This window comes from Asanoa sp. NPDC049475, assembly GCF_040676915.1.
Taxonomy (GTDB): Bacteria; Actinomycetota; Actinomycetes; order Mycobacteriales; family Micromonosporaceae; genus Asanoa.
The window spans coordinates 1,126,884-1,152,284 of record NZ_JBFAPY010000001.1 but is presented as its reverse complement, the minus strand read 5'-3'; the positions used below and the strand labels follow the sequence as shown (position 1 = coordinate 1,152,284).

Below are 25,401 nucleotides of genomic sequence, written 5' to 3'. Positions count from 1 at the left end.
GGTCACATCCCCGGGCCGGCCAGGCCGGGCACGACGTCCTGCAGCTTCTCGATGGGGATGCCGCCGGCGCGCAGCAGGCGGGGCACGTCGCCGGTCACGTCGACCATCGCGCTCGGCACCGGGTCGGCGCTGGGGCCGGCCTCGAGATAGACCCGGACCGCGTAGTCGAGCTGCTCGCGGGCCTCCTCCGCTGTGGTCGGCGCGGGCAGGCCGGCCTTGTTGGCGGCGAGCACCGCCATCGGGCCGGTCTCGCGCAGCACCTCGAGCGCCACGGGGTGCAGCGGCATCCGGACGGCGATCTGCCCGCCCGTCTCACCCAGGTCCCACTGGAGGGTCGGCGAGTGCTCGATGATGATCGTCAGTGGGCCGGGCCAGAACGCCTCGACCAGGTCGCGGGCCGCCTGCGGCAGCGAGAAGACCAGGCCGTCGAGGGTGTGGCGGGAGCCGACGAACACCGGCGGGGCCATGCTGCGGTCCCGGCCCTTGGTGGTCTGCAACTGCGACACGGCGTGCGGCGTGAACGCGTCGGCGCCCAGCCCGTAGACCGTGTCGGTCGGGAGCACCACCAGCTCGCCGGACTTGACCGCCTCGATCGCCGCGGCGATCCCCTTGTCACGGTCGGCGATCGACCGGCAGTCATAGAGCATCACGAGGAGCCAGTCTGCCACGACGACGTGGCCCCGGTTCGTCGGGCAGTGGTGAATCGAGGACGGGCGGTGAGATCAGCGTGTGGCTCAATTCGGTCAAACCGGCCGTCAGCACGCAGCAGCTCCGGCAGGGCCTCGGCATGCTCCTCGTCGTGCTCGATCGCCAGCGCTCCGCCCGGGCGGAGGAGTTCGGCCGCGCGGGCGATCACGGGGCGGACCACGTCGAGCCCGTCCTGGCCGCCGAACACGGCGGTCGCGGGGTCGTACCGCTCCACCTCGGGAGGCACCGGGGTGCCGGCCGGCACGTACGGCGGGTTGCTGAGCAGCACGTCGACCCGACCGTGCAGGTCTCGCAGCAGGTCCGCGTCTGCCACGTCCCCGGCGACCACGTGGGTGTCCGGTGCCAGGTCGGCGGCGTTGCGGCGCAGCCAGTCCAGGGCGGCCGGTGACTTCTCCACGGCGTACACGGTGGCGGTCGGCACCTCGGTCGCCACCGACAGCGCGATCGGGCCGGGTCCGGCGCAGAGATCGACCACCACGGGGGTTGTCAGTGCGCGGGCCACGTCGATCCCCCAGCCAGCGAGGATCTCGGTCTCCGGCCGGGGCACGAAGGCGCCCGGGCCGACCGCGAGCTCGAGGTAGCGGAAGGCCGCCGTACCCATGAGGTATTGCAGGGGTTCCCGATCGGCCCGTCTTTCGACCAGCCGGCGGTACGTGTCGGCCTGCTCGGCGGAGAACCGGTCGACAAGCGGCAGCCGACCGCGCGACACGCCGAGAACGAAGGCCGCCAACAGCTCAGCGTCGTTTCGCGGGGATTCGACCCCCGCGGATACCAATCTTCCGGTGGCATCGGCGATCATTGGTGCGACGCGGATGGTCGTCCCTTCGGTCGGCTGTTGTCTGCGGCCCGTCACGCGATAATCATTGACGCTCGACCACACGAAGGTTGCAGAAGGGGGTCACTCGGTGGGTTGGCTCGACCGGGTCCCCGACCAGGTTGACGCGCTGCGGCAGGCTCGCGCACTGATGATGCGGAGCCGATCGGCCGACGCCTGCCTGGTGCTGGACCAGGTGCTCGAGACCACCAACGAGCCACAGGCCCGGGCGGACGCGCTGGTCCAGCGGCTGTCCGCGGTGCTCAACCTCGCCCGCACCGCCGAGTACGCGGCCGCGGTCGACCAGGCGCTCGAGTGCGCCCGCGAGGTCGGCGACCCGTACATCCTCGGCCACGCCCACGCCCTCGCCGCGCTCGCCGCCCACCACCAGGGCGCGCTCGACCGCTGCGTCACCCACTTCGTGCAGAGCGCCAGCTACCTGGGCCGCGTGCAGGACCCGGACGGCGACACCGCCTGGGGCTGGCACGACCTGGCGATGGCCTACTCCTACCTGAGCTTCCACGGCTACGCGCTGGGCGCGATCGAGCGGGCCCGGCAGCTGGGCACGGCGGCCGGGCTGCCCGAGGAGCTGTTCGCGGCGCCCGGCATCCGGCTGCGCAACGCGGTCGCGCTCGACCACTCCGGCGACTCCGACGGCTGCCTGCGGGTGCTCCGCGACATCGGCGTCGACCTGTGCCGGTTCCTCGACGCCGACGGCGGTGTCCGGTTGCGACCGTCCACGGTGACCGCCTACGGCTACGCCGCCGCCCGCCGGGGTGCCCTCGGCGAGGAGATCGACGACCGGGTTGACGTGGGCGCCCTGCTGGCCGCCGGCGGCGACGGTGCCCGCGCGCGCGACCTGCGCCAGCTCGGCGACGTCTGCGTCGCGATCGCGGCCGGCCGACCGATCGAGGCACTGGCCCGGCTCGGCACGATCAGCATCTCCCCGCAGACCCTGGGCGCGGCCGAGCCCGAGCGACTACGCAGCCTGACCTTCGCGGCGGCCGGCGACCACGCCGCCGCCCACCGCGCCGACCGGCACGCGTTCCGGCTGGCCGCCCAGCGCAGCGACCGGCTCCAGACCGTCTACGTCGACGGCATCGCGGCCCAGATCGAGCGCGAGGAGCTGCGCCGCACCGCCGCGCAATATGCCGGCGAGGCACTCACGGACCCGCTCACCGGCCTGCCCAACCGCCGCCAGCTCGAGCGCTATGTGGCCGCCATGGTCGCCCGGGGCGAGCGGGCCGTGATCGGCGTCTGCGACCTCGACGGCTTCAAGGCGGTCAACACCGAGCACGGCCACCACTCGGGCGACCTGGTGCTGCAACGGATCGCCGGCGTGATCCACCGGGTGATGCGGCGCGGCGACTTCGTGGCCCGCTACGGCGGCGACGAGTTCGTCGTGGTCCTCCCGGGCGCCGGCATGGCCGAGGCGACCGACGTGGCCCGCCGGATCGCCGTGGCGGTGGCCGCCGAAGACTGGCACGCGCTGGTCCCGGGCACGCCGGTCGGTGTGAGCGTCGGTTTCGCCGAGGTCAACGGATCCGGCCCGGCGCTGCGCGACGCGCTCGGTCAGGCCTTCGAGATCGCTGACCGGGAGATGCTGCGGTCCAAGCGCCGTCCGCGAGCCGCGTCCTGACGTATAAGAGCAGGATCAGGCCGAACAGCATCATCAGGCCGCCGACCACCGTCGCCTCCATCGTGGAGAGTCGGATCTGCGTGTACGGCAGTGGGAAGCCCGTCCGGAAGACCGGCGCGTGCGGCGGCGTGTCGCTGCCGGCGGCCAGCACGGTCTCGACGAGGTTGTTCGCGCCGTCCGGGTCGCCCGGCTTCCCCTCCACGGTCGCCCGGCTGCTGATCAGCCCTTCCACCGCCACCCTTGCCCGCAGGGTCAGCGTCGCCGTGGCACCGGCCGCCAGGTCACCGATCGCCCAACGGCCGTCGTCGTAGTCACCCACCTCCATCGAGGCGGACACGAAGACGAGGTCGTCGCCGAACGGGTTGCTCACGGTCACGCCGCGGGCCAGGTCCGGTCCGGCGTTGCTGGCGGTCACGGTGACCGTGACCTCCTGCCCGAAGCTCGGGGTGAGGTTGCTGACGTCCCGGGTGAGGGCGAGGTCCGCGGCGCTCACCTTGGGCAGCGCCCGGGCGACGGTGTCGCCGCCGACCGGGTCGTCGGCACCGCTCTGCGTGACCAGCACGGCCGCGTCGCCGCGGGTGGTCACCGTCGCGAGTGCCCGGACCGCCCACGTCGCACTGGCGCCGGGCGCCAACGTGCCGACGCGCCAGCGGGCGGCGGTGCCGGGCTCGCCGGTGCGGACCGGCATCCCGACCACCTGGCCGGCGGATACGGATGACGCGAGGAAGGTGCCGGTGAGCACCGGATCAGCCACCTCCACGGCGGTCGCCGGGTCAGGGCCTTTGTTGGCGACCGTCACGGCCCAGGTCACCGGGTCGCCCGGGCCGGCCAGCTCCGGTGCGACCCGGGCGTTGAGCACCAGGTCGGCGCGGGGCACCCGGGTGCCGGCCGGCGCGGCGACGCGCAGCGCGGCGGTGCCCAGGTCGTCGCGGGTGTCGCCGTCGTCGGGGGTCGAGCCGAGCAGGGCCGCGGTCGCGGTCACGGCGACCGGCGTGCCGGCTCGCACCAGCAACGTCAGGGTCGCGGCCCGGCGCACCGGAAGCGCGCCGACGGTCCAGACCAGACCGTCGAACGTGCCCTGGCTGGCGGCTGGCTTGGTCGCCGTCACCTGGGCCGGCAGCGGCACGGCCACCCGCACGTCGCCGGCGGGCAGGATGCCCTCGTTGCGGGCCGTGAAGGTCAGGGTGGCGTCCTGACCGGTCCGGACCGTGGCGGGCGAGACCTTGCCGGTCACGGCCACGTCCACGGTGGTCGGAATCGGCGTAAGCGGCCGCGGCTTGCTCGGGGCGGCAGGGCCTCCGGTCACCGTCGAAGCCGGCGACGGCCTTGAGCCCGGCACTGCCGGCGCGGTCCTCGTCGGAGCCGGCGCCACCAGCAGCGCCGACGCACGCGGCACGGCCCTTGCCGGCAGCCCTGACGCAGCCGGCACGGCCCGTGCCGGCGCCGCTTGCGCGGCTGGCATAGGCGGGACGGCCGGTGCCGGCAGCGCGATCCCCGGAAGGGCGACCAGGAGCCCCAGCGGCAAGACGGCAGCGGCAACAGCGAGCCGAAACCCCTTCACACCCGTCAGATTAACTACATAAAGGTACAAAGGTGACAGAATTGCGCGTCAACTCGGCCTTGACGAGAAGCTACCGTCAACCCAGACTTGACGGCATGGCACCCTTCGGCATCTCTGTCGACGACCTCATCGCCCAGCTCGAGCGCGATCTGCCCGACGCCGACCCCGTTACCCGCGTCGGCGAGGCCCGCTCCCGCGCGCGTGCCCTCGGTGACCTCGGCGACCAGCTCATCGACCACTTCATCCGGGCGGCCCGGCAGACCGGCGCGTCCTGGAGCCAGATCGGCGACGCCATGGGCGTCTCGAAGCAGGCCGCGCAGCAGCGCGGCACGGGCCGGTTCTCGCGCTTCACGACCCGGGCGGCCGAGGTCGTCAGCGCCGGGCAGGCGCTGGCAAGGGAGCGCCACAACCCGTCGGTCGAGCCGGAGCACGTGCTGGTGGCGCTGCTCGGCGCGACCGAGGCCCTGGCCGCCAAGCTCGTCGTGGCGCTCGGCGCCGACCCCGCCGCGCTGGCCGAGACCGTCACCTCCGCGCTGCCCGACCCGACCGGCACGGTCCGCGAGCACGTGCCGTTCTCCCCCGAGGCCAAGCAACTGCTCGAGGAGACGACGCAGAGCGCGCTGGACCTGGGCCACAACTACGTCGGCACCGAGCACATCCTGCTCGGCCTGCTGCGCATGCCCGACACCGCGGCGGGGCGGGTGCTGCACGACGCGGGCTTCACCTACGACCGCACCAAGGAGACCGTGCGCACGGCCCTGGTCGGTCTTGCGCACCGCACCAAGGGATGACCCGATACGGCGCGGTCGACGCGCACTATCCGGACGAGGGTGGCGCCCGCGCCGCGCTCGTCGTCGCCACGGAGCCACGCTTCGCCACGCTCATCGAGGAGCTGACCGCCGACGTCGACACCGTGCCGGCGTACCGGCCGGGCTTCTTCTTCGAACGCGAACTGCCGGCGATCCGCGCGGTGCTGGCCACGACGGCGCCGATCGACGTGCTGGTGGTGGACGGCTACGTCGACCTCGACCCCGACGGGCGCCCCGGGCTCGGCGCGCGGGTCCACGAGGAGACGAACCGGCCGGTGGTGGGTGTCGCGAAGACCGCGTTCCGATCGGCGACGCACGCCGTCCCGGTCATCAGGGGCAGCGGCGACCGGCCGCTTTACGTGACCGCGGCCGGCATGAAGGTCGACGAGGCCGCCGCCCTCGTCAGCGCGATGGCCGGCGCACACCGGATCCCGGACGCGCTGCGCCGTGTCGACCGGCTCGCCCGGTCACTGCCGGGATAGCTCGGTCTCCCCCGCGAGCCGGGCGGCGCGGTCGGCCTCGGTCAGCGCGTCCAGCACGCCGTCGAGGTCACCGGCCAGCACCAGGTCCAGGTTGTACGCGGTGTAGCCGATCCGGTGGTCGCTGATCCGGTTCTGCGGGAAGTTGTAGGTGCGGATCCGCTCGGAGCGGTCGACGGTGCGCACCTGCGCCTTGCGGGCGTCGGAGGCGGCGGCGTTGGCCTCTTCCTGGGCCGCGGCCAGCAGCCGGGCGCGCAGGATCCGCATCGCCTGCTCCCGGTTCTGCAGCTGGCTCTTCTCGTTCTGGCAGCTCACCACGATGCCCGTGGGCAGGTGGGTGATGCGTACCGCCGAGTCCGTGGTGTTGACCGACTGCCCGCCGGGACCGGACGAGCGGAACACGTCGACCCGGATGTCGCCAGGGTCGATCGACACGTCGACGTCCTCGGCCTCGGGGAGCACCAGCACGCCGGCGGCCGAGGTGTGGATCCGCCCCTGCGACTCGGTGACCGGCACCCGCTGCACCCGGTGGACGCCGCCCTCCCACTTGAGCCGCGACCAGACGCCGTTGCCGCCCTCGGGCACACCCTTGGTCTTGACCGCGAGCGAGACGTCCTTGACGCCGCCGAGGTCGGAGTCCTGCGCGTCGATCACCTCGGTGACCCAGCCGTGCCGCTCCGCGTAGCGGGAGTACATCCGCAGCAGGTCGCCGGCGAACAGCGCCGACTCCTCGCCGCCCTCGCCGGCCTTGATCTCGACGATCACGTCCTTGGCGTCGTGCGGGTCGCGCGGCATGAGCAGCTCGGCGAGCCGCTCCTCCAGCGCCGGCAGGGTGGCCGCGATCGCGTCCACCTCACCGCCGAACGACGGGTCCTCGGCGGCCAGCTCCCGCGCGGCGGTCAGGTCGGCCCGCGCCTGCTCGAGCTCGTCGTTGGCCTTGCGGATTGGAGCCAGCTCGGCGAACCGGCGACCGACCCGCCGCGCCGTGTTCTGGTCGGCGTGAATCGCCGGGTCGGCGAGCCGCTTCTCCAGCTCTCCGTACTCGTCGAGCAACCCCGCGAGTCGATCCACGCTCATCTGTGCCCCTCAGATCTGGCCGAAACGGTTGGCGAACAGACGACGGCGCCCGCCCCGCTTGATCGCGAGGGGGCGCCGTCGGCGTCGCTACTTCTTCTTGGCGGCCTGGACCTTGGCGTACTTCTGCTGGAACTTGGCCACGCGGCCGGCGGTGTCGAGAACGCGCTGCTTGCCGGTGTAGAACGGGTGGCAGGCGCTGCAGGTCTCGACGTGGATCTGACCGCTCTTCGCCGTGCTGCGGGTGCTGAAGGTGTTGCCGCAGGAACAGGTGACCTCGGTGGTCACGTACTGCGGGTGGATGTCAGGCTTCACGCCTCGGTCCTCTCAATCGATGGTCGCCGGGTCGTCCGTGGGATGCGAGACGGGAACCGGAACCTTGGCCGATTGACCAGTCTGCCATGCGCTGGTCCGCCCCGTGTAACGCGGCCCCCGGGGCACGCATTCCCGTGGGCCATGATTGACACCATGCCGCACCGTGCGCCCAGGTTGATCATTACCCGCGGCCTGCCCGCGTCCGGCAAGACCACCTTCGCCCGGAGCCTCCAGCCCTGGGTGGTCCGGGTCAACCGCGACGACCTGCGCCGGATGCTGCACGGCGAGCCCCTGCTCACCGACCGCGCGGAGCGCCAGGTGTCGATCGCCTCGTACACCCTCGTCGACAGTCTGCTCCAGGCCGGCATCGACGTCTGCGTCGACGACACCAACCTGATCCCGCGGCTGGCCCGCGACTGGGCGGGGCTGGCCGCCCGCCACGGCGCCACCTTCGAGGTGCGGGACTTCACCGACGTGCCCGTCGACGAATGCGTCCGGCGCGACGCCACCCGCCCCAAGGACGAGCAGGTCGGCGAGGCGGCGATCCGCTCGATGCACCAGCGCTACCTGGCCGGGCGCACCCTGCCGCTGCCCGTGCCGACGGTGGCCGCCGCACCGCCGACGGACCGCTACGAGCCGCCCGCGGACGCCCCCGAGATCGTCCTGGTCGACATCGACGGCACGGTCGCGCTGCTCGGCGACCGCCATCACCTGGATCTGCACCTGGTCGCCGAGGACGAGCCCAACCACGCGGTGATCGCGGCCGTGCGCGCCATGCACGCGGCGGGCTACGGAGTGATCTACTGCACAGGCCGCGAGGAGAGCGCCCGCTTCGACACGGAGCGCTGGCTCGCCGCGAACGTCGGCGTCCCGTACCTGGCCCTGCACATGCGCGCCTACGGCGACACGCGCCGCGACGCGCTCGTCAAACGCGACATCTTCCAGAGCGAGATCGCCGCCGGCTACCGCGTGATCGGCGTCTTCGACGACCGACAACATGTCGTGAAGATGTGGCGGGAACTAGGACTGACCGTCTTCCAGGTCGCCGAAGGCGACTTCTGAGCCAATAGCAGGATCATGACTCGGGTTCGCGGGTGGTCCGGATCGTTCCTCCCGCGAGGGATCGCTCCGCTGCGCTCAGCTTGCCAGGTCCGCGGTGGCCGACCTCAGTGCCGGACCGGGCAGGCGGGGCGGAGGGTTGGCGACGGGGCCACCCGGGAGGGTGCCGCCGGTGGGATGGGCTGGGCCGGGATGCGGCGCGGCGCGGTCGGGTCGGTCAGGGTCGGGCTCTCCGCGGCCGCTGAAGTCGGGCTGGCCGCCGGCTGCCGGCGGACCTGGGCCGGGGCGGTGGGCTCCGGGGTCGCGGTTTGGGCTCGGTGGCCGTGGGTGGCCAGGGCGCGGGCTTCCGGGTCCAGGTAGAAGTTCGGGCGTTCGTCGGCCTCGTGGTAGTAGCGGTGGAAGACCCCGGTCGCGCCGCCGGACATCGGTGGGACGATCCAGCTCCAGTCGGCCGGCACCTCGCGCCCCGCTTTGGCCTCGTTGCGGATGTGGGCCAGGAAGCGGTCCGACTCGGTGTGGTGATCGGTGATCTTCACGCCGGCGCGTTCGAAGGACCAGAGGACCGCGCGGTTGAGCTCGACCAGGGCGCGGTCGCGCCAGAGGGTGCCGGGCTTCGAGGTGTCCAGGCCCATCAGGCGGGCCACGACCGGCACCATGTTGTAGCGGTCCGGGTCGGCCAGGTTGCGGGCGCCGATCTCGGTGCCCATGTACCAGCCGTTGAACGGCGCCAGCGGGTAGTGCACGCCGCCGATGGTCAGGCGCATGTTGGAGATCGCCGGGACCGCGTGCCAGCGCAGCCCGAGCTCCGCGAACCAGCCGAACTCCGGGTGGGCCAGGGGCACCTCGAGCACCGCGCGCTCGGGCAGCTCGAAGAGGCGTACTCCGTGCGCCGGGGTCTCGATCGCGACCGGTAGCACGTCGAAGGCGTCGCCTTTGCCGCGCCAGCCCAGGTCGCGCATCGACTCGGTGAAGCGGACCACCCGCGGGTCGCCGGTCACGCCACCGTTGACGTCGCGGTAGCCCGCGTAGCGGATGAGCTGCTCGTTCCAGATGCGGGCGTACGGCCGACCCGGCTGCGCCTGCGGGAACACCGAGATCACCGGACGGATGGCGCCCGGCTCGCGGTTGGCCGCCGCGGTGCCGCCGGCCATGCACAGGTGCCGCACGACCAGGGCGAAGATCTCCTCGGGCGTACGCGCGCGGCGCCGGTCGAGCACCACCAGGCTGCGCCAGTAGAGGCGGCCGATGCAGCGGCTGGAGTTGCGCCACGCGACCCGGGCGCCGTAGGCGAGCTCGTCCGGCGTGTGCACGTACGTGCCGGTCGCGGCGATCTGAGCACGAACGACAGCGAGCCGAGGCTCCACCGAGCCCAGCTTGCTGTTGTCGCGGTAGCACATCCGCAGGAAGTCTTCGGCCTCGGCGAAGTCGACCGGGGCGTCCGGATCCCACGACCGCGGGGGCACGTCACGGTACCCAGGTGTCGTCATCGCGCCTCCCAGATTGATGACGTATTCACAGCACGCGCGCACGATGGTGCCGCCGCAGTCGGGGGGCAGCTCCCGGTGCGCAGTGTGAGGAGAGTTTCACCTGGGGTCATGCCTCGATCGGACACTTTGTGCGATCGGTTGGTCCGCACGCGAGACACCCACTGGGCTGGCAAAACATGAAACCGGCCCCTACCTGGGCAAGGTAGGGGCCGGTTTCAAGCCGCGGACGCGACCCGGGTTCACTCTCCCGGTGTCGACTTGGCGATCTGGCGCAGGAACTCGATGTTGGTGCGGCTCTGCTTGAGCCGGTCGAGCAGGAGATCCAGCGCGGCCTGCGACTCGAGCGAGTGCAGCACCTTGCGGAGCTTGTGCGTGATCGCCAGCTCCTCCGGCGCGAGCAGGATCTCTTCCTTACGCGTGCTGGACGGGTGGATGTCGATAGCGGGGAACACCCGCTTGTCGGCGATCTTCCGGTCCAGCTTGAGCTCGGCGTTGCCGGTGCCCTTGAACTCCTCGAAGATGACCGTGTCCATCATGGAACCGGTCTCCACCAGCGCGTTGGCGATGATGGTCAGCGACCCGCCGTTCTCGATGTTGCGGGCCGCGCCGAGGAAGCGCTTCGGCGGGTAGAGCGCCGTCGAGTCGATGCCGCCGGAGAGGATCCGGCCGCTCGCCGGGGCCGCCAGGTTGTAGGCACGGCCGAGGCGGGTGATCGAGTCGAGCAGCACGACCACGTCATGGCCGAGCTCGACCAGCCGCTTGGCCCGCTCGATGGCGAGCTCGGCGACCGTGGTGTGGTCCTGCGGCGGACGGTCGAACGTGGACGAGATGACCTCGCCCTTGACCGAGCGCTGCATGTCGGTGACCTCTTCGGGGCGCTCGTCGATGAGCACGACCATGAGGTGCACCTCAGGGTGGTTGCGGGTGATCGCGTTGGCGATCGCCTGCTGGATCATCGTCTTGCCGGCCTTGGGAGGCGACACGATCAGCGCGCGCTGCCCCTTGCCGATCGGCATGATCAGGTCGATGACCCGGGTGGTCAGGATGTGCGGCTCGGTCTCCAGCCGCAGGCGCTCCTGCGGGTAGAGCGGGGTCAGCTTGTAGAACTCGGGGCGCCGCTTGGCCTCCTCCGGGTCCATGCCGTTGACCGTGTCGAGCCGGACCAGCGGGTTGTACTTGTCGCGCCGCTGCTCGCCCTCGCGGGCCTGGCGGACGGCACCGGTGACGGCGTCGCCGCGCCGCAGGCCGTATTTCTTGACCTGGGACATGGAGACGTAGACGTCGTTGGGGCCGGACAGGTAGCCCGTGGTGCGGACGAACGCGTAGTTGTCGAGCACGTCGACGATGCCGGCGACGGGCACGAGCACGTCGTCGTCGCTGACCTGCGGGTCGCGGCCCTCACGGCCGCCGCCCTCGCGGGCACCCGAGCGGTCGTCGCCCTCGGCCCGCTCGCCACGGCCCCGCCGCCGGTCGCGGAACCGGCTGCGCCGACTGCGCCGGCCGCCGCCCTCGCCGTCGTCGTCGCCGTCACCGTCGAGGTCACGGCCGCCGTCGCGCTGGCCGGCGGGCTGGTTGTCACGCTGGCCGTCGCGGCGGCCGTCACCGTGGCCATCGCCCCGGCGGCCGTCGCGCTGGCCGCGCTCGTTGCGGTCGCCCCGGTCGTTGCGGTCACCGCGGTCGTTGCGGCTGGACCGCTCGTCGGTGCGCTCGCCACGCTCGTGACGGTCACCGCGGTCACGGGTGTCCCGCTCGCCCCGCGAGTCACGGTCGCCCCGCGAGTCGTCGCGCTCCTCGCCGTCGACCTTCGGCTCGGCCGGGGCGGACGTCGAGGCGGACGCGGTGGCACGGGTGCGCCGGGACCGCTGACCGCCCTCGGCGGCCACGGTGGCGGCGGGCGCCTCGATGGTCGCGACGGCGGTGCCCGCGGAGGCTGGCGCGGCGGCCACACCCGCCGAAGCCGGTGCGGACGCGGAGCCGGACGGAGCACCGGAGGGGGCCGAACCGGCCGGAGCCGTCTCCGCCGCCTTGGCCTCGGACTCGGCCCGCGGTCGCGGCGTGCTGCCGGCAGCGGCGCCGTTCTGGCGCTCGGAGATCGCGGTGATCAGCTCGCCCTTGCGCATCCGGGCGGTGCCGGAAATGCCGAGGGACGCGGCCAGGCTCTGCAGCTCCGGCAGGAGCATTGCGGACAGACCGCTGCCCCGCCGGCGTCGGGTGCCGGTGGTCGTGGCGTCGTCAGCGACGTTGGTGACATCCGACGTCACGTCGGTGGTGTCGCTCAATGGATTCCTTCCCTCGATAGGCCGGGGCTGCCCAGGTTGGGTAGATCAGGTGGCCGGGCGGCCTCGGTGCACCCGCCTCGCTTGACGCGTCACGGGGTTTCGCACGCCAACTCATCGCGGGCTCAGGTGGTGCGGCGTAAGCCGAGGCAGGAAATTGACGGATCGACCGTCGATAGCTTCGGGGATGCGCCGCCCCGCAGATCGCACGCTTCGCGGCTGTGCTAGGTCTAGAGCGTAATCAACTCTTCCGACCTGCGGCAACAGGGGCCCGCTCGGCGTGTCCGAGTCTACCTGAACCAATCCTGGCGCCGGCTATGTCTACAGCCAACGGCGCGACGCGCCAACCTATTCCCAGATCGTCGTCTTCGGGCGGGTTGGTCAGCGCCAACACGCTCGGGCCGGCCCCACTGACCACGGCGGCCACGCCTCGACCACGCAGCTCATCGACGAGCGCCGCGGTCGCCGGCATGCCCGGCGCCCGATAGCCCTGGTGGAGCTTGTCGGCGGTGGCCGCGAAGAGCAGGTCGGGCGCGGCCGTCAGCGCGTGCACCAGCAACGCCGCCCGCCCGGCCGTGTAGGCGGCGTCGTGGTGCGGCACCGTCGCCGGCAACGCCGCCCGCGCCTCGGCGGTCAGCCCCCGATCGGTCGGGATGAACACCGTCGGCCGGACGCGCTCGTCGGGCTCGAGCCGCACCGCCCGGAACCCACCGGACGTCTCGTCGGACCAGGCGATGACGAAGCCGCCGAGCAGGCAGGGCGCGACGTTGTCGGGATGGCCCTCCAACTCCGCCGCCAGCGCCAACGCTCCCTCGTCGTCGAGGATCGTGGTGCCGTCGCGGACCAGCGCGCGGGCGAGTTGCACGCCGGCCACGATCGCCGCCGACGACGAGCCCAGCCCGCGAGCCTGCGGGATGCGGTTGACGGCCTCGATCGCGACACCCGGTGGCTGACCGCCCAGCCGCTCGAACGTCGCCGCCATCGCGCGAGCGACGAGATGGTCGGCGCCGCTCGGTAGCTCGCCGGCGCCCTCACCGGCCACGTCGACGTGCCAGCCGCGGTCGGTGACCCAGGCGGCGACGTCGTCGTGCAGGCCGAGGGCCAGGCCGAGCGCGTCGAAGCCCGGCCCGAGATTGGCGCTGGTCGCCGGCACCCGCACCTTCACGGGGCCGTCGACGAAGGTCACACCCATGCCCGCACTCTAGAGCCAGCCACCGACAACAATTCCCGGGTCAGGAGTCGTCCACGGATCGGAACTCCGGCTCGGCCTCGACCGCCGGCCGGATCGGGCGGCCGGCCGCGCGCAGCGCCTGTCGCAACGCGTACTCGATCTGGGCGTTGACGCTGCGCAGGTCGTCGGCCGCCCACCGGGCCAGCGCGTCGTAGACGTGTGGATCGAGCCGCAGCAGCAGCTTCTTGCGCTCGGCCATGCCGTCAACCCTGCTCCACTATCAAAGTGATATCACTACGATACCGCAGGAGCGCTCGTCAGCGACAGTCGCCGGGTGGCCAGCCACCAGCCCACCGCGTACACCAGCGTCACCGTGCCGCAGCCGGCCAGGATGACGCGCTCGTCGAGGGTGTCGACCACCGCCGCCACGCCGAGCTGGCTGATCGAGATCGACAGTGTCGCCAGCATCAGGTCGGTCGCGAACACCCGGCCGCGCAGCCGGTCCGGCACCTCGGTCTGGAGCGCGTAGTTGGACATCGTCCAGTTGCTGCCGGCCGCGAAGTGCGCCAGGAAGACCAGCACCAGCACGAGCGGGAACCAGGTCAGGACCGAGACGCCGAGGTACGCGAGCCCGTACGTCGACATGGACAGCGCGAGCCCCGGCAACAGCAGGGCGCGCCGGGTCAACAGCGGCCGCAGGGCGAACGGGCCGATCAGCGCACCGAGCCCACGCAGCGCGAAGAGCAGCCCGGCGCCGATCGGGCCGACCCCGTAGACGGCGGCCAGCAGCGGAAAGACGGTCAGCACCCCGTTGCCGAGGCCGACCGCGGACTTCACCGTGACCAGCGCCCGCACCGTCGGCCGGCCGCCGATGTAGCGCAACGCCTCGCCGATCGCCGCGAACGCGCGCGCCGGCGGCTCCGCCGTGTCCCGCGGCACCTGCAGCGGCACCTGGATCCGGCTGCCCAGCAGCGCCGCGCCGACGAGCGCGGCGGCGGCGATCCAGAAGCAGGCGTACGGGCTCAGCACCGCGGTCAGGATGCCGCCGAGCGAGGCGCCGACGACCGCCATCGTGCCCCACGCCGATCCCGCCAGCGTGGTGGCCAGGCCGAGCTGCTCCGGCGGGACCACATTGGGCAGCGACGCCGAGGCGGCCGGCGAGTAGAAGCCCTTCGCCACCGCCACGCCGCCGACCACGGCGATGGCCAACCAGGCGGTGCCGGCGCTGCGCACGAACAGCAGGAGCAGCAGCACGCCGAGGCACGCCAGGTTGGCGGTGACCATGACCTTCTTGCGGTCCAGGCGGTCGGCGATCGTCCCGGCGTACGGCAGCACGAGCGCGGTGATCCCGGTGTCGGCGGCCAGCACGTAGGCGCCCCAGGTGCCGCTGCCGGTCAGCTCCGGAAGGAGCACCAGCAGCGGCACCATGACGAACCAGTCGGACCCGAAGACCACGAGCTCCGCGACGAAGAGCCGGCGGAAGTCCGGGTAGCGGAACAGGAGTGAAAGGAGCGGACGCACGACCAGACGTTAGTCGTACGCCCGCTCTCGATCAGTCCTCGCTCGGCGGGCGGGGCCGGTTGCGGGGCAGCCGCAGCACCTCGAACTGGTCGGTGCCCTCGAACAGCGCGGCCGACGGCCGGCTCGGGTCCGGGTCGGCGGTGCGCTGCAGCGGCGAGCCGGCCGGCGTGGCGACCTGGTTCGGCGCCACGTCGTCGAAGTTCTTCGGCCCGTGCCCGTTGGACGAGGGGTCGGGGCCGGCCTTGCGCAGCCGCCTCCGCTCCTTGGTGCCCTCGACCATCGTGTACAGCGTCGGCACCAGCACCAGCGTCAGCAGCGTGCTGGAGATCAGGCCACCGATCACGACCACGGCGAGCGGCTGCGAGATGAACCCGCCCTCGCCGGTCAGGCCGAGCGCCATCGGCAGCAGGGCGAAGATCGTCGCCACCGCCGTCATCAGGATCGGCCGCAGCCGGCGCCGGCCACCCTCGATCACCGCGTCGCGCACGCTCATGCCCTGGTCGCGGTACTGGTTGATCAGGTCCATCAGCACGATCGCGTTGGTGACCACGATGCCGACCAGCATCAGCATGCCGATCAGGGCCGGCACGCCCATCGGGGTGCCGGTCAGCAGCAGCAGGCCGATCGCACCGGTCGCCGCGAACGGCACCGAGACCAGGAGGATCAGCGGCTGCACCAGGCTGCGGAAGGTGGCCACCATGATCACGAAGACGATCGCGATCGCGGCGAGCACGGCCAGCAGCAGCTGCTGGAACGCGTCGGCCTGCTCGGCGCTGACGCCGCCGATCTCCCACGTCGCGCCGCCAGTCAGCTTCAGCCCGTCGAGCGTCTTGCGGAGGTCGGCCGTCGTCTTGCCCAGGTTGGACCCGGTCGCCGTGCCGGTCACGGTGACGCTGCGCTCGCCGTCGATCCGGTCGATGGCCACCGGGCCCTCGACCGACTGCACCGTGGCCACCTGGCCCAGGGTCACCGGGACGCCCCGACGGATCGGGCCGACCGGCAGTGCCTTGAGCTCGTCGATGGTCGTCGGTGCGGCGCCGGTCTGGATCACCACGTCGACCCGCTCGCCGTCGACGGTGATCTGGCCGGCCGGTGCGCCACGCATCGCACCGGCGACGAGCTGGCCGACCGACGCGTCCGTCAGCCCGTAGCGGGCGCCCGACGCGCGGTTGAGGACGACGTCGAACCGGGTGGAGCTCTCCGCGAGCCCGCTCTGCACGTCGACCACGCCGGCGGTGCCGGCCATCGCCGCCTGCACCTGCTCGGCCGCGGCCGCCAGGGCGTCCTGGTCGGACGCGCGGACCACGACCGCGAGCTGGTCGGCCTGGGCGCTGCCGCTGTTGCCGAAGGTGAACTCACCGGCGTTCGAGAGCTTGCCGACCTCGTCGCGCAGCTTCGCCTCGACGTCCTTGGACTCGACGCCCTCGCGCAAGGCCAGCGAGTAGGTGGCGGTGCGGCCACCGGCCGCGCCCTCCCACGGCAGCCCGGAGCCGCCGGCGGTGACCTGGTAGGACTCGACGCCGTCGGTGCGCTTCAGGATCGCCTCGACCTGGGCGGCGGCCTGGTCGGTCTGTGCCAGCCCGCTGCCGAGCGGCAGCTCCTGGCTCACCGACAGCGTGTTGCCGCCGCTGTCGTCGAGGAAGTTGGTCTCCAACCGGCTGGCGAGCGCGAACGTGCCCAGCAGCACCACGAGGCCGATGCCGACCGTGGTCCAGCGGCGCACGGTCGCGAACCGGATCACCGGCACGTAGGCCTTCTGGAGCGGGTTGTCGCGCTCCTTGGCCTCGGCGGCGGCGCGCACCTTCTCGTCGTCGGCGCCGGCACCGGCCGGGCGGAGGAACCAGTACGCCAGCACCGGGATCACGGTGAGCGAGACCAGCAGCGAGGCCAGCAGCGCGACGGTGACGGTGATCGCGAACGGCGCGAAGAGTTGCCCGACGAAGCCGCCGACCAGGGCGATCGGCGCGAACACCGCGACGGTGGTCAGCGTCGACGCGGTCACCGCACCGGCCACCTCGCGCACACCGGTGAGGATCGCGGTGCGCTTGGCCTCCCCGTACGCCAGATGTCGTTTGATGTTCTCCAGGACGACGATCGAGTCGTCGACCACCCGGCCCACCGCGATGGTCAGCGCGCCGAGGGTGAGCAGGTTGAGCGAGTAGTCGCCCAGGTAGAGCACGATCAGCGCGACCAGCACGGACAGCGGGATCGAGACCGCGGTGACCAGCGTGGAGCGCACGGAGAGCAGGAAGACCAGGATCACGACGACGGCCATCACGAGGCCGAGGAGGCCCTCGGTGGTCAGGCTGTCGATCGACTTCTCGACGAACGGCGCCTGGTCGAAGATCACGGTCAGCTCGGAGTTGACCGCGGTGCCGAGGTCACCGAGCTGGTCGCGGACGGCGTGCGAGATCTCCACGGCGTTGCTGTCGGGCGTACCGAAGATCTCGATGCCCAGGCTGGCGGTGCCGTTGGTGCGGGTGAACGAGGTGGCCGGGGCGAGGTCCTCGACGACGTCGGCGACGTCGCCCAGCCGGGCCGGCATCGCGGGAGGCGTGGCCGGCAGGTAGAGGTCCTTGAGGGCGTCCAGCGAGTCGATCTGGCCGCCGGTCTGCACCGCGTACGTCTTGTCGGCGTCGGTGATCGAGCCGCCCGGGACGGTCACGCCGTTGGCCTGGAGGATCGTGCCCAGCGCGACCGGGCTCACCTTGGCCGCCGCCAGCTTCGCCGGGTTGGGCGTGATCTTGACGATCTGCTCGCGGGCGCCGGAGATGTTGACGGTGCGCACGCCGTCGACGCCCTCGAGCTCGGGCACCACCTGCGTGCGCAGCCGGTCGGCCAGCGCGCGCTCGTCGTCACGGACGGTCGCGGCGAGCACCAGCACCGGCAGGTCGTCCGTGCTGCCGGCGAACACCGTCGGGTCGACGTTGTCGGGCAGCTGCGGGCGGATCCGGTTGATCGCCGTCTGCATCTGGTTGACGGCGCTGTCCAGGTCGGTGCCGAACTCGTACTCGACCTGCACCGTCGCCGAACCCTCACGGCTCGACGAGTTGACCTTCGACAGGCCGTCGATGCCCTGGATGCTGTTCTCCAGCGGCTCGGTGACCTGCTGCTCGACGACCTCCGGCGAGGCGCCCGGGTAGCTGGCGATGATGAACGCGCCCGGGAACTCCAGCGAGGGCAGGAGCTGCTGCTTGAGCTGGGGCAGGGTGAAAACGCCGAACAGGGTGATGACCACCGCGATCAGCGCGACGAGGCCCCGGTTGGCAAGACTGAGCCGGGCGAGTAGCGACATGCGGAAGATTTTGGCGTAGCCGGTTGTCACCCTTCCGCGCGGGGTGCGAGGGAACGGCGCCTACGCGAGGTCCAATGCCCGGGCCGCCACCAACACGTCGTTACGGATGGTAGTGGGGGAAGGTGCGGTGGAAATGGCCCATTCGGGGTCTTTGAGGCCGTGCCCGGTGACGGTGCAGACGACGGTCGAGCCGCGCGGGACGAGGCCGGCCTCGGCGCTCTGGAGCAGGCCGGCGACGCTGGCCGCGCTGCCGAGCTCGACGAAGACACCGACCTCGCGGGCCAGCAACCGGTACGCGGCCAGGATCTCGCGGTCGGTCACCGCGTTGATCAGCCCGCCGGACTCGTCGCGGGCGTCGACCGCCTTGGTCCAGCTCGCAGGGTTGCCGATCCGGATCGCGGTCGCGATGGTCGACGGCTCACGGACCACGCTGCCGGTGACGATCGGAGCCGCGCCGGAGGCCTGGAAACCGAACATCTTGGGGGTACGGGTGGCCCGCCCGGCCGCCGCGTCCTCCTGGTAGCCCATCCAGTAGGCGGCGATGTTGCCCGCGTTGCCGACCGGCAGGCAGTGGATGTCCGGAGCGTCGCCGAGCGCCTCGACCACCTCGAAGGCGGCCGTCTTCTGCCCGTGCAGCCGGTTGATGTTGACCGAGTTGACCAGCGCGACCGGGTAGTCGATCGCCAGCTTCGAGGCGAGCCCGAGGCAGTCGTCGAAGTTGCCGGCGACCTGGAGCAGCCGCGCGCCGTGCACCAGCGCCTGGGCCAGCTTGCCCAGCGCGATCTTGCCCTGCGGCACGAGCACCGCACAGGTGATCCCGGCCCGCGCGGCGTACGCGGCGGCGGAAGCACTGGTGTTGCCCGTGGAGGCGCAGATGATCGCCTTGTTGCCGGCCTCGACCGCCAGGGAGACCGCCACCGTCATGCCGCGGTCCTTGAAGGAGCCGGTCGGGTTGGCCCCCTCGACCTTGAGGTAGACCTCGGCGCCGAGCCGCGCGGAGAGCACCGGCGCCGGCAGCAGCGGCGTGTTGCCCTCGTGCAACGTGACGACCGGGGTGGCGTCGGTGACCGGCAACCGGTCCCGGTAGGCGTCGATCAGTCCCCGCCACATGGCCTTCTCCTCGTCGCAGGTGTCACGGCTAGCGTAGGCACACGCTAAGTGATCTCCGTCGGCGCTACCGGGTGTTTCCACCGCTCGGGACGTCGACCGCGGCGGTCCCCAACGCGGTGCGCCGATAGCGGATCTCGTGCCGGTGACGCACCCCGGTGACGAACCCGGCGTCGCGCAGCACGGTCAGATGCTCCGAGACGGTTGCCGGGGCCAGTGCGTGCCGGTGGGCCAGCGTGGTCGTGGCCGCGGGCTCGGTCAGTCCGATCAACAGCGCGGCACGGGTACGCCCGATGAGCCGGCCCAGCGCGGCGTTGGTCGTGCCCGCCCGCGTCTCCCAGAGGCCTCCCGTGCCCCGGGCCGGGTAGATCACCGTGGGCTGCCACGGTTGGTCGAGCACGACGATCACCTGGTCCCACTTGAACACGCTCGGCTGCAGCACGAGGCCCGCGCCGGCCAGGTCGCGATGGTCGTCGTCGCCGCGCGCCCGGATCAGGGTGTTGTCGTGCCAGCGCAGGGCCGGATGCAGCTCCGCGAAGAGCCGGTCCAGGCCGCCCTCGGCGAGCCGCCGGGTTTGGAAGCCGACGTCGGCGTCGAGCAGCGCCCGCACCCGGGGCCAGAACGGCTCGACCAGCTCCTGCCACGCGGTGCGGATCAGCCCGACGAGGAGGTCGAGCGGGTCCCCTCGCAGCAGTCGGCCGACGTCACTGTCGGCCGCGCCCGGTGTGTCGTGCAGCGACCGGGCGATCTCGGTGGCGACCTGCTCGGGCGGAGTGGCCGCGATGCGGGCGAGCTCGTCGTCGAAGCTGACGGACGCTCCGATCGGCGGCGGAGCCAGGAAGTCCGGGGTGTAGCCGCGCCGAGGTTGCAGGATGGTGATCGGCCGCAGGTCGAGGCCGGCGACCCGGTCGGCGACCGCCGCCAGCCAGGGCCGGTGCTGCCCGGGCGACTCTTCGGGCAGGGTCAGCCGGATCGCCGACAGCGTCTCGAACGCCGGCGAGATCGCGAAGCGGCAGCGCAGCAGGTCAGCGGCGCTGAACCGCAGGGTGGCGGCGATGGTTCCTCCGTATGTGATTCGGCGGTCGCCGAATCACTGGTGCCGAGGCTACCGCGCCTCCCAGGATGGGCGCGCACAGCCGCACAACGAGATGGAGCAGGTCATGACCGAGATCAACGCCGACTGGGAACAGCGAGTGGCCGAGGCGTGGGCCGCGATCGACAGCTACGCCGAGGACGACTTCGTGCGCCTGATCGGCTCGCTCGCCGACGAGCTGCCCGCCGGCAGCGCGGTCGCCGCGTTCGAGCGGGCCTGCGCGTGGGACTCGACCGGACACTCCGACCTGGCGGTCCCGCTCTACCAGGAGGCGCTGAAGATCGGCCTGACCGGGATCCGGCGGCGCCGCGCGGTCATCCAGCTGTCCAGCTCGCTGCGCAACATCGGCCGGGCGCGGGAGAGCGTGGCGCTGCTGACCGCGGAGCGGGAGGCCGGCCACGATGAGCTGGACGACGCGGTGGCCGCGACGCTGGCGCTCGCGCTGACCGACGTCGGGCGCGAGCGCGAGGCGGTCTCGGTCGCGGTCGCGGCCCTCGCCCCGCACCTGCCGCGCTACCAGCGCTCGATGGCCAACTACGCCCGGCTGCTGGTCGAGCCCTAGGCCTCGACGCGCAGGACGCTGGCGATCGCGCGGACGAACTCGAGCCCACGGAGCTCCTCGACGGTCGCGGCCAGGGCCGCGTCGGGGGCGCCGTGGGTGACGATCACCAGGACCGCGTCGTCGCCCCGGCCGGACTGGCGGACCGTCGCGATCGAGACGTCGTGCTTGGCGAAGATGCCCGCCACGGAGGCCAGCACGCCGGCGCGGTCGGCGACGTCGAGGCTCACGTGGTAGCGGGTGACCGCCTCACCCATGGGACGGATCGGCAGGGCCGCGTACGACGACTCGCTGGCCGCCCGGGTGCCCGCGAGGTGGTTGCGGGCCACCGCCACGATGTCGCCGAGCACCGCGCTCGCGGTCGGGGCGCCGCCGGCTCCCCGGCCGTAGAACATGAGCTGGCCGGCCGCCTCTGCCTCGACGAACACCGCGTTGAAGGCGTCGCCGACGCTGGCCAGCGGGTGGCTGGTGGGGATCATCGCCGGGTGCACGCGCACGGCGACCGAGGCCTGCCCGGTGCTGTCGACGGACCGGGTCGCGATGCAGAGCAGCTTGATCGTGCAGCCCATCTGCTTGGCGCTGGCCACGTCGCGGGCCGAGACGGCGGTGATGCCCTCCCGGTAGACGTCGGCCGCGCCGACCCGGGTGTGGAACGCGAGCGACGCGAGGATCGAGGCCTTCGCCGCGGCGTCGAAGCCCTCGACGTCGGCGGTCGGGTCGGCCTCGGCGTAGCCCAGCGCGGTCGCCTCCTCCAACGCCTCCTCGAAGCCGGCGCCGGTGGCGTCCATCGCCGAGAGGATGAAGTTGGTGGTGCCGTTGACGATGCCGGTGACCCGGTTGATCGTGTCGCCCTGGAGCGACTCGCGCAGGGGCCGCAGCAGCGGGATCGCGCCGGCCACGGACGCCTCGTAGTAGAGGTCGGCGCCGCCCTCGGTGGCCGCGTCGTGCAGCGTGCCGCCGTCCTCGGCGAGCAGGGCCTTGTTGGCGGTGACCACGCTCTTGCCGGCGCGCAGGGCCTCGACCAGCCAGGTGCGGGCGGGCTCGATGCCGCCGACGACCTCGACCACCACGTCGACGTCTTCGCGCTTGACCAGGCCGAGCGCGTCGGTGGTGAACAGGTTGGGGTCGACCGGCAGGTCGCCGCGGTCGCGCCCGGGCCGCCGCACGGCGATGCCGACGATCTCCAACGGTGCGCCGATCCGGGCGGTCAGGTCGGCGGCCTGCTCGTGGAGCAGGCGCACGACCTCGGTGCCGACGGTGCCGCAGCCGAGCAGAGCCAGGCGGACAGTCTTACTCATCCCACATCCAATGCCAGGAGGTCGTCTTCGGTCTCCCGCCGGACGATCACCCGTGCCTCGCCGCCGCGGACGGCGACCACCGGTGGCCGGGGCACGTGGTTGTAGTTGCTCGCCATGCTCCGGCAGTAGGCACCTGTTCCGGGCACGGCGAGAAGATCTCCGGGCTGCACGTCAGCGGGCAGGAATTCATCCTTAACAACGATGTCCCCGGACTCACAATGTTTTCCCACCACCCGGGCAAGGATCGGGTCGGCCGTGGACGCGCGGCCGGCCACCGTCGCCGAGTAGGACGCGTCGTACAGGGCCGTCCGGATGTTGTCGCTCATCCCGCCGTCGACGCTGACGTACGTGCGCAGGCCGTCGACGTCCTTGACGGTGCCGACCTCGTACAGCGTGAACATCGCGGGACCCACGATGGCCCGGCCGGGCTCGACGGAGAGCTTCGGCACGGCCAGGCCGCGCACCTCGCACTCGTCGTCGACGATCTTGAGCATCCGCTCGGCCAGGTCGGCCGGGGCCGCCGGATCGTCCTGGGTCGTGTAGGCGATGCCGAACCCACCACCGAGGTCGATCTCGGGAAGCTCGACCCCCCGCGCGTCGCGGATCTGGGCCTGCAGGGCCAGCACCCGCCGGGCGGCGACCTCGAACCCGCTCGCGTCGAAGATCTGCGAGCCGATGTGCGAGTGCAGCCCCCGCAGGTCCAGCGCGTCGTCGTCGAGGATCTTGCAGACGGCCTTGAACGCCGCTCCCCCGCCGACCGAGAAGCCGAACTTCTGGTCCTCGTGCGCGGTGGCGATGAACTCGTGGGTGTGTGCCTCGACGCCGACGGTCACCCGCACGAGGACGGGTTGCCGGACGTTCCGCTCGCGGGCGATCCGCGTGAGCCGGTCGATCTCGTCGAACGAGTCGACGATGATCCGGCCGACGCCGGCGTCGACAGCCCGGGTTAGTTCGGACCCCGACTTGTTGTTGCCGTGGAAGCCGATCCGCTCGGGCGGCATGCCGGCCGACAGCGCCGTGGCGAGCTCGCCACCGCTGCAGACGTCCAGGAACAGGCCTTCCTCGTCGATCGCGCGCACCACGGCCCGGCAGAGGAAAGCCTTGCCGGCGTAGTAGACGTCGTGCCCGTCGAAGGCCGCCTTGAACTCGCGCGCACGGGCCCGCAGGTCGTCCTCGTCGAGGATGTACGCGGGTGTGCCGTACTCCTGGCGGAGGTCTTGGACCTTGAGACCGCGGACGGTCAGGGCTCCGTCGTCGTCGCGGGCCACGCCGCGCGCCCACAGCTGCGGCACCAGGGCATTGACGTCGTCGGGGGTACGCAGCCAGGCGGGACCCCGATTGCCGAGCTCCCCGTGCAGCGCGCCAGCTTCGTGCGCCCTCATGTTCCTTGTTACATCCGTTCGGGTGCGGTGACGCCGAGCAGCCCCAGACCGTTGGCGATCACGGTGCGGGTGGCGTCGTTGAGCCACAGACGCGCGCGGTGCGTGTCGGTGATCTCCTCGTCGCCGCGGGGCAGGATCCGGCAGTTGTCATAGAACCGGTGGTACGCACCGGACAGGTCTTCCAGGTAGCGCGCCACCCGGTGGGGCTCGCGCAGCTCAGCCGCGGCGGTGACAGCGGCGGGGTAGTCGCCGAGCGACTTGAGCAGGTCGAGCTCCTTCTCGTGGTCGAGCAGCTCGGGGTGGAACTCCGCGCCGGCGCCCCGGGTCAGGCCGACCTCGGCGGCGTTGCGGCCCACGCTCGCCGTGCGCGCGGCCACGTACTGCACGTAGTAGACGGGGTTGTCCCTCGTGGACCGGGTCCACAGGTCGACGTCGATGTCGATCGGCGAGTCGATGGAGTAGCGGGCCAGCGCGTAGCGGGCGGCGTCGACGCCGATCTTCTCGACCAGGTCCTCCAGTGTCAGCGTGGTGCCGGCCCGCTTGGACATGCGCAGCGCCTCGCCGTTCTCGACGAGGTTGACGAGCTGACCGATGAGGATCTCGAGGTTGCGGTCGGGGTCGTCGCCGAAGCATGCCGACATGGCCTTCATCCGGCCGATGTAGCCGTGGTGGTCGGCGCCGAGCATGATCACGACCCGATCGAAGCCGCGCTGCCGCTTGTCGAGGTAGTAGGCGCAGTCACCGGCGAAGTAGGTCCAGTCGCCGTCGGACTTGCGCAGCACCCGGTCCTTGTCGTCGCCGAAGTCGGTAGTGCGCAGCCAGACGGCGCCGTCGGCCTCGAAGATGTGGCCCTCGGCGCGCAGCCGGGTCAGCGCCAGCTCGAGCTCACCCTCGTCGTGAAGCTGCTTCTCGTTGAAGTAGACGTCGAAGTGCACACCGAAGTCGACGAGCGACGACTTGATCTCGTCGAACATGATGTTGACGCCGGCCACCCGGAAGGTCTCCAGGCTTTCCTTTTCGGGGGTGGTGAGCGCCTCGGGGTGCTCCTTGGCGACCGCGTCGGCGATCTCGGCGATGTAGGCGCCCCGGTAGCCGTCTTCCGGTGCCGGCTCGTTCTTCGCGGCCGCGCGCAGCGAGCGGGCGAACCGGTCGATCTGCGAGCCGGCGTCGTTGAAGTAGTACTCGGTGGTCACCTCGGCGCCCGCGGCCCGCAGCAGCCGGCTCAGTGCGTCGCCGACGGCGGCCCAGCGGACGCCGCCGATGTGGACGGGGCCGGTCGGGTTGGCGGAGACGAACTCCAGGTTGACCTTTTGACCCTCGAAGCGGTCGCTGTGCCCATAGGCCTCTCCTGCCTCGACCACCACACGGGCGAGCTGGCCGGCGGCGGCGGCGTCGAGCCGGATGTTGAGGAAGCCGGGGCCGGCGATCTCCACCGATTTGATGCCCGACGCGCGGCCGAGCTGCTCAGCGATCGCCGATGCGAGCTCGCGCGGCGGCACGCCGGTCTTCTTGGCGAGCTGAAGTGCCAGCGTGGAGGCGTAGTCGCCGTGCTCGGGGTTGCGGGGTCGCTCGACCGCCGTGCTCTCGGGCAGGGCGGACAGATCAAGGCCACGGCCGGTGAAGACGGCGTGGGCAGCGGCGAGCACGACCTCGGCGAGCTTGGCGGGAGTCACTGATCCATGCTAGCGGGGGTAGACTCTGTCACTCGGTGGCGACCCTGTGCGCCCGATGATGCATCCCCCCATCACCGACCG

21 protein-coding genes are annotated in these 25,401 nt (G+C 72.0%); 5 read left to right on the top strand and 16 right to left on the bottom strand.

Annotated elements, in window-relative coordinates; translation table 11 throughout:
- Positions 1–2: 2 nt before the first annotated feature.
- The gene (locus tag AB0J88_RS05440; RefSeq protein WP_364353003.1) at positions 3–647 is read right to left on the bottom strand and encodes an L-threonylcarbamoyladenylate synthase; all 645 of its coding nucleotides are present in this window, start codon (positions 645–647) and stop codon (positions 3–5) included.
- Positions 647–1,507, bottom strand: a complete 861-nt coding sequence (gene prmC, locus AB0J88_RS05435) for a peptide chain release factor N(5)-glutamine methyltransferase (protein ID WP_364353000.1) — start codon at positions 1,505–1,507, stop codon at positions 647–649. Before prmC ends, AB0J88_RS05440 begins: the two co-directional genes overlap by 1 nt.
- A gap of 106 nt (positions 1,508–1,613) precedes the next feature.
- Between prmC and AB0J88_RS05430 the strand changes: the two genes are divergently transcribed.
- Entirely contained in the window at positions 1,614–3,161 is a 1,548-nt protein-coding gene (locus tag AB0J88_RS05430) for a GGDEF domain-containing protein (protein WP_364352697.1), read from the top strand.
- Here the strand turns inward: AB0J88_RS05430 and AB0J88_RS05425 are convergent.
- Positions 3,058–4,395, bottom strand: coding sequence for a hypothetical protein (locus tag AB0J88_RS05425; RefSeq protein ID WP_364352694.1), 1,338 nt, complete (start codon positions 4,393–4,395; stop codon positions 3,058–3,060). The genes AB0J88_RS05430 and AB0J88_RS05425 overlap by 104 nt on opposite strands.
- Positions 4,396–4,817: 422 nt before the next feature.
- On the opposite strand from AB0J88_RS05425, the gene AB0J88_RS05420 reads away from it, so the two are divergent.
- Together AB0J88_RS05420 and AB0J88_RS05415 are read left to right on the top strand one after the other, a co-directional pair.
- Positions 4,818–5,513 (top strand): Clp protease N-terminal domain-containing protein, encoded by a 696-nt coding sequence (locus tag AB0J88_RS05420; protein WP_364352691.1) that lies wholly within the window; start codon positions 4,818–4,820, stop codon positions 5,511–5,513.
- Positions 5,510–6,013, top strand: coding sequence for an endonuclease V (locus AB0J88_RS05415; RefSeq protein ID WP_364352688.1), 504 nt, complete (start codon positions 5,510–5,512; stop codon positions 6,011–6,013). The genes AB0J88_RS05420 and AB0J88_RS05415 overlap by 4 nt, the downstream gene beginning before the upstream one ends.
- Here the strand turns inward: AB0J88_RS05415 and prfA are convergent.
- Both prfA and rpmE read right to left on the bottom strand, forming a co-directional pair.
- Complete coding sequence (gene prfA / locus AB0J88_RS05410) at positions 5,999–7,087, bottom strand: peptide chain release factor 1 (protein ID WP_364352685.1); 1,089 nt, start codon at positions 7,085–7,087, stop codon at positions 5,999–6,001. The genes AB0J88_RS05415 and prfA overlap by 15 nt on opposite strands.
- An 87-nt stretch (positions 7,088–7,174) precedes the next feature.
- Positions 7,175–7,399: a 50S ribosomal protein L31 gene (rpmE, locus tag AB0J88_RS05405; RefSeq protein ID WP_364352683.1), complete on the bottom strand. Its 225-nt coding sequence runs from the start codon at positions 7,397–7,399 to the stop codon at positions 7,175–7,177.
- Positions 7,400–7,552: 153 nt separating this feature from the next.
- Here rpmE and AB0J88_RS05400 point away from each other — a divergent pair, with 153 nt between their 5' ends.
- A complete protein-coding gene (locus AB0J88_RS05400) occupies positions 7,553–8,461 on the top strand; it encodes an AAA family ATPase (RefSeq protein WP_364352680.1) in 909 nt (302 codons plus the stop codon).
- 104 nt (positions 8,462–8,565) lie between these two features.
- Here AB0J88_RS05400 and AB0J88_RS05395 read toward each other — a convergent pair whose 3' ends face one another.
- The 8 genes from AB0J88_RS05395 to AB0J88_RS05360 form a co-directional block, all read right to left on the bottom strand.
- Positions 8,566–9,945, bottom strand: a complete 1,380-nt coding sequence (locus AB0J88_RS05395; protein WP_364352678.1) for a nitric oxide synthase oxygenase — start codon at positions 9,943–9,945, stop codon at positions 8,566–8,568.
- Between the two features lie 239 nt (positions 9,946–10,184).
- Positions 10,185–12,224, bottom strand: coding sequence for a transcription termination factor Rho (gene rho, locus AB0J88_RS05390; RefSeq protein WP_364352675.1), 2,040 nt, complete (start codon positions 12,222–12,224; stop codon positions 10,185–10,187).
- A 238-nt stretch (positions 12,225–12,462) separates the two neighbouring features.
- The gene (gene thrB, locus AB0J88_RS05385; protein WP_364352672.1) at positions 12,463–13,413 is read right to left on the bottom strand and encodes a homoserine kinase; all 951 of its coding nucleotides are present in this window, start codon (positions 13,411–13,413) and stop codon (positions 12,463–12,465) included.
- 40 nt (positions 13,414–13,453) lie between these two features.
- Positions 13,454–13,651, bottom strand: coding sequence for a hypothetical protein (locus AB0J88_RS05380; RefSeq protein ID WP_364352669.1), 198 nt, complete (start codon positions 13,649–13,651; stop codon positions 13,454–13,456).
- 35 nt (positions 13,652–13,686) lie between these two features.
- Positions 13,687–14,913 carry an MFS transporter gene (locus AB0J88_RS05375; protein WP_364352666.1) on the bottom strand — a complete coding sequence of 409 codons (1,227 nt, stop codon included), beginning with the start codon at positions 14,911–14,913 and terminating at the stop codon, positions 13,687–13,689.
- Between the two features lie 31 nt (positions 14,914–14,944).
- The gene (locus tag AB0J88_RS05370; RefSeq protein ID WP_364352663.1) at positions 14,945–18,208 is read right to left on the bottom strand and encodes an efflux RND transporter permease subunit; all 3,264 of its coding nucleotides are present in this window, start codon (positions 18,206–18,208) and stop codon (positions 14,945–14,947) included.
- Between the two features lie 60 nt (positions 18,209–18,268).
- Complete coding sequence (thrC, locus tag AB0J88_RS05365) at positions 18,269–19,318, bottom strand: threonine synthase (RefSeq protein ID WP_364352660.1); 1,050 nt, start codon at positions 19,316–19,318, stop codon at positions 18,269–18,271.
- Between the two features lie 64 nt (positions 19,319–19,382).
- Positions 19,383–19,970 (bottom strand): DUF5937 family protein, encoded by a 588-nt coding sequence (locus tag AB0J88_RS05360; RefSeq protein WP_364352997.1) that lies wholly within the window; start codon positions 19,968–19,970, stop codon positions 19,383–19,385.
- Between the two features lie 505 nt (positions 19,971–20,475).
- Here AB0J88_RS05360 and AB0J88_RS05355 point away from each other — a divergent pair.
- The gene (locus tag AB0J88_RS05355; RefSeq protein ID WP_364352657.1) at positions 20,476–20,970 is read left to right on the top strand and encodes a tetratricopeptide repeat protein; all 495 of its coding nucleotides are present in this window, start codon (positions 20,476–20,478) and stop codon (positions 20,968–20,970) included.
- On the opposite strand, the gene AB0J88_RS05350 is transcribed toward AB0J88_RS05355, so the two are convergent.
- From AB0J88_RS05350 to argS, 3 genes are read right to left on the bottom strand one after another with little or no spacing between them, the layout of a single operon-like run.
- On the bottom strand, positions 20,967–22,265 hold the full coding sequence (locus AB0J88_RS05350) for a homoserine dehydrogenase (RefSeq protein ID WP_364352654.1): 1,299 nt from the start codon (positions 22,263–22,265) through the stop codon (positions 20,967–20,969). The two genes, AB0J88_RS05355 and AB0J88_RS05350, sit on opposite strands and share 4 nt — an antisense overlap.
- Positions 22,262–23,647 (bottom strand): diaminopimelate decarboxylase, encoded by a 1,386-nt coding sequence (gene lysA / locus AB0J88_RS05345; RefSeq protein ID WP_364352651.1) that lies wholly within the window; start codon positions 23,645–23,647, stop codon positions 22,262–22,264. Before lysA ends, AB0J88_RS05350 begins: the two co-directional genes overlap by 4 nt.
- Before the next feature lie 8 nt (positions 23,648–23,655).
- Positions 23,656–25,320, bottom strand: a complete 1,665-nt coding sequence (argS, locus tag AB0J88_RS05340; RefSeq protein WP_364352648.1) for an arginine--tRNA ligase — start codon at positions 25,318–25,320, stop codon at positions 23,656–23,658.
- Positions 25,321–25,401 lie beyond the last annotated feature (81 nt).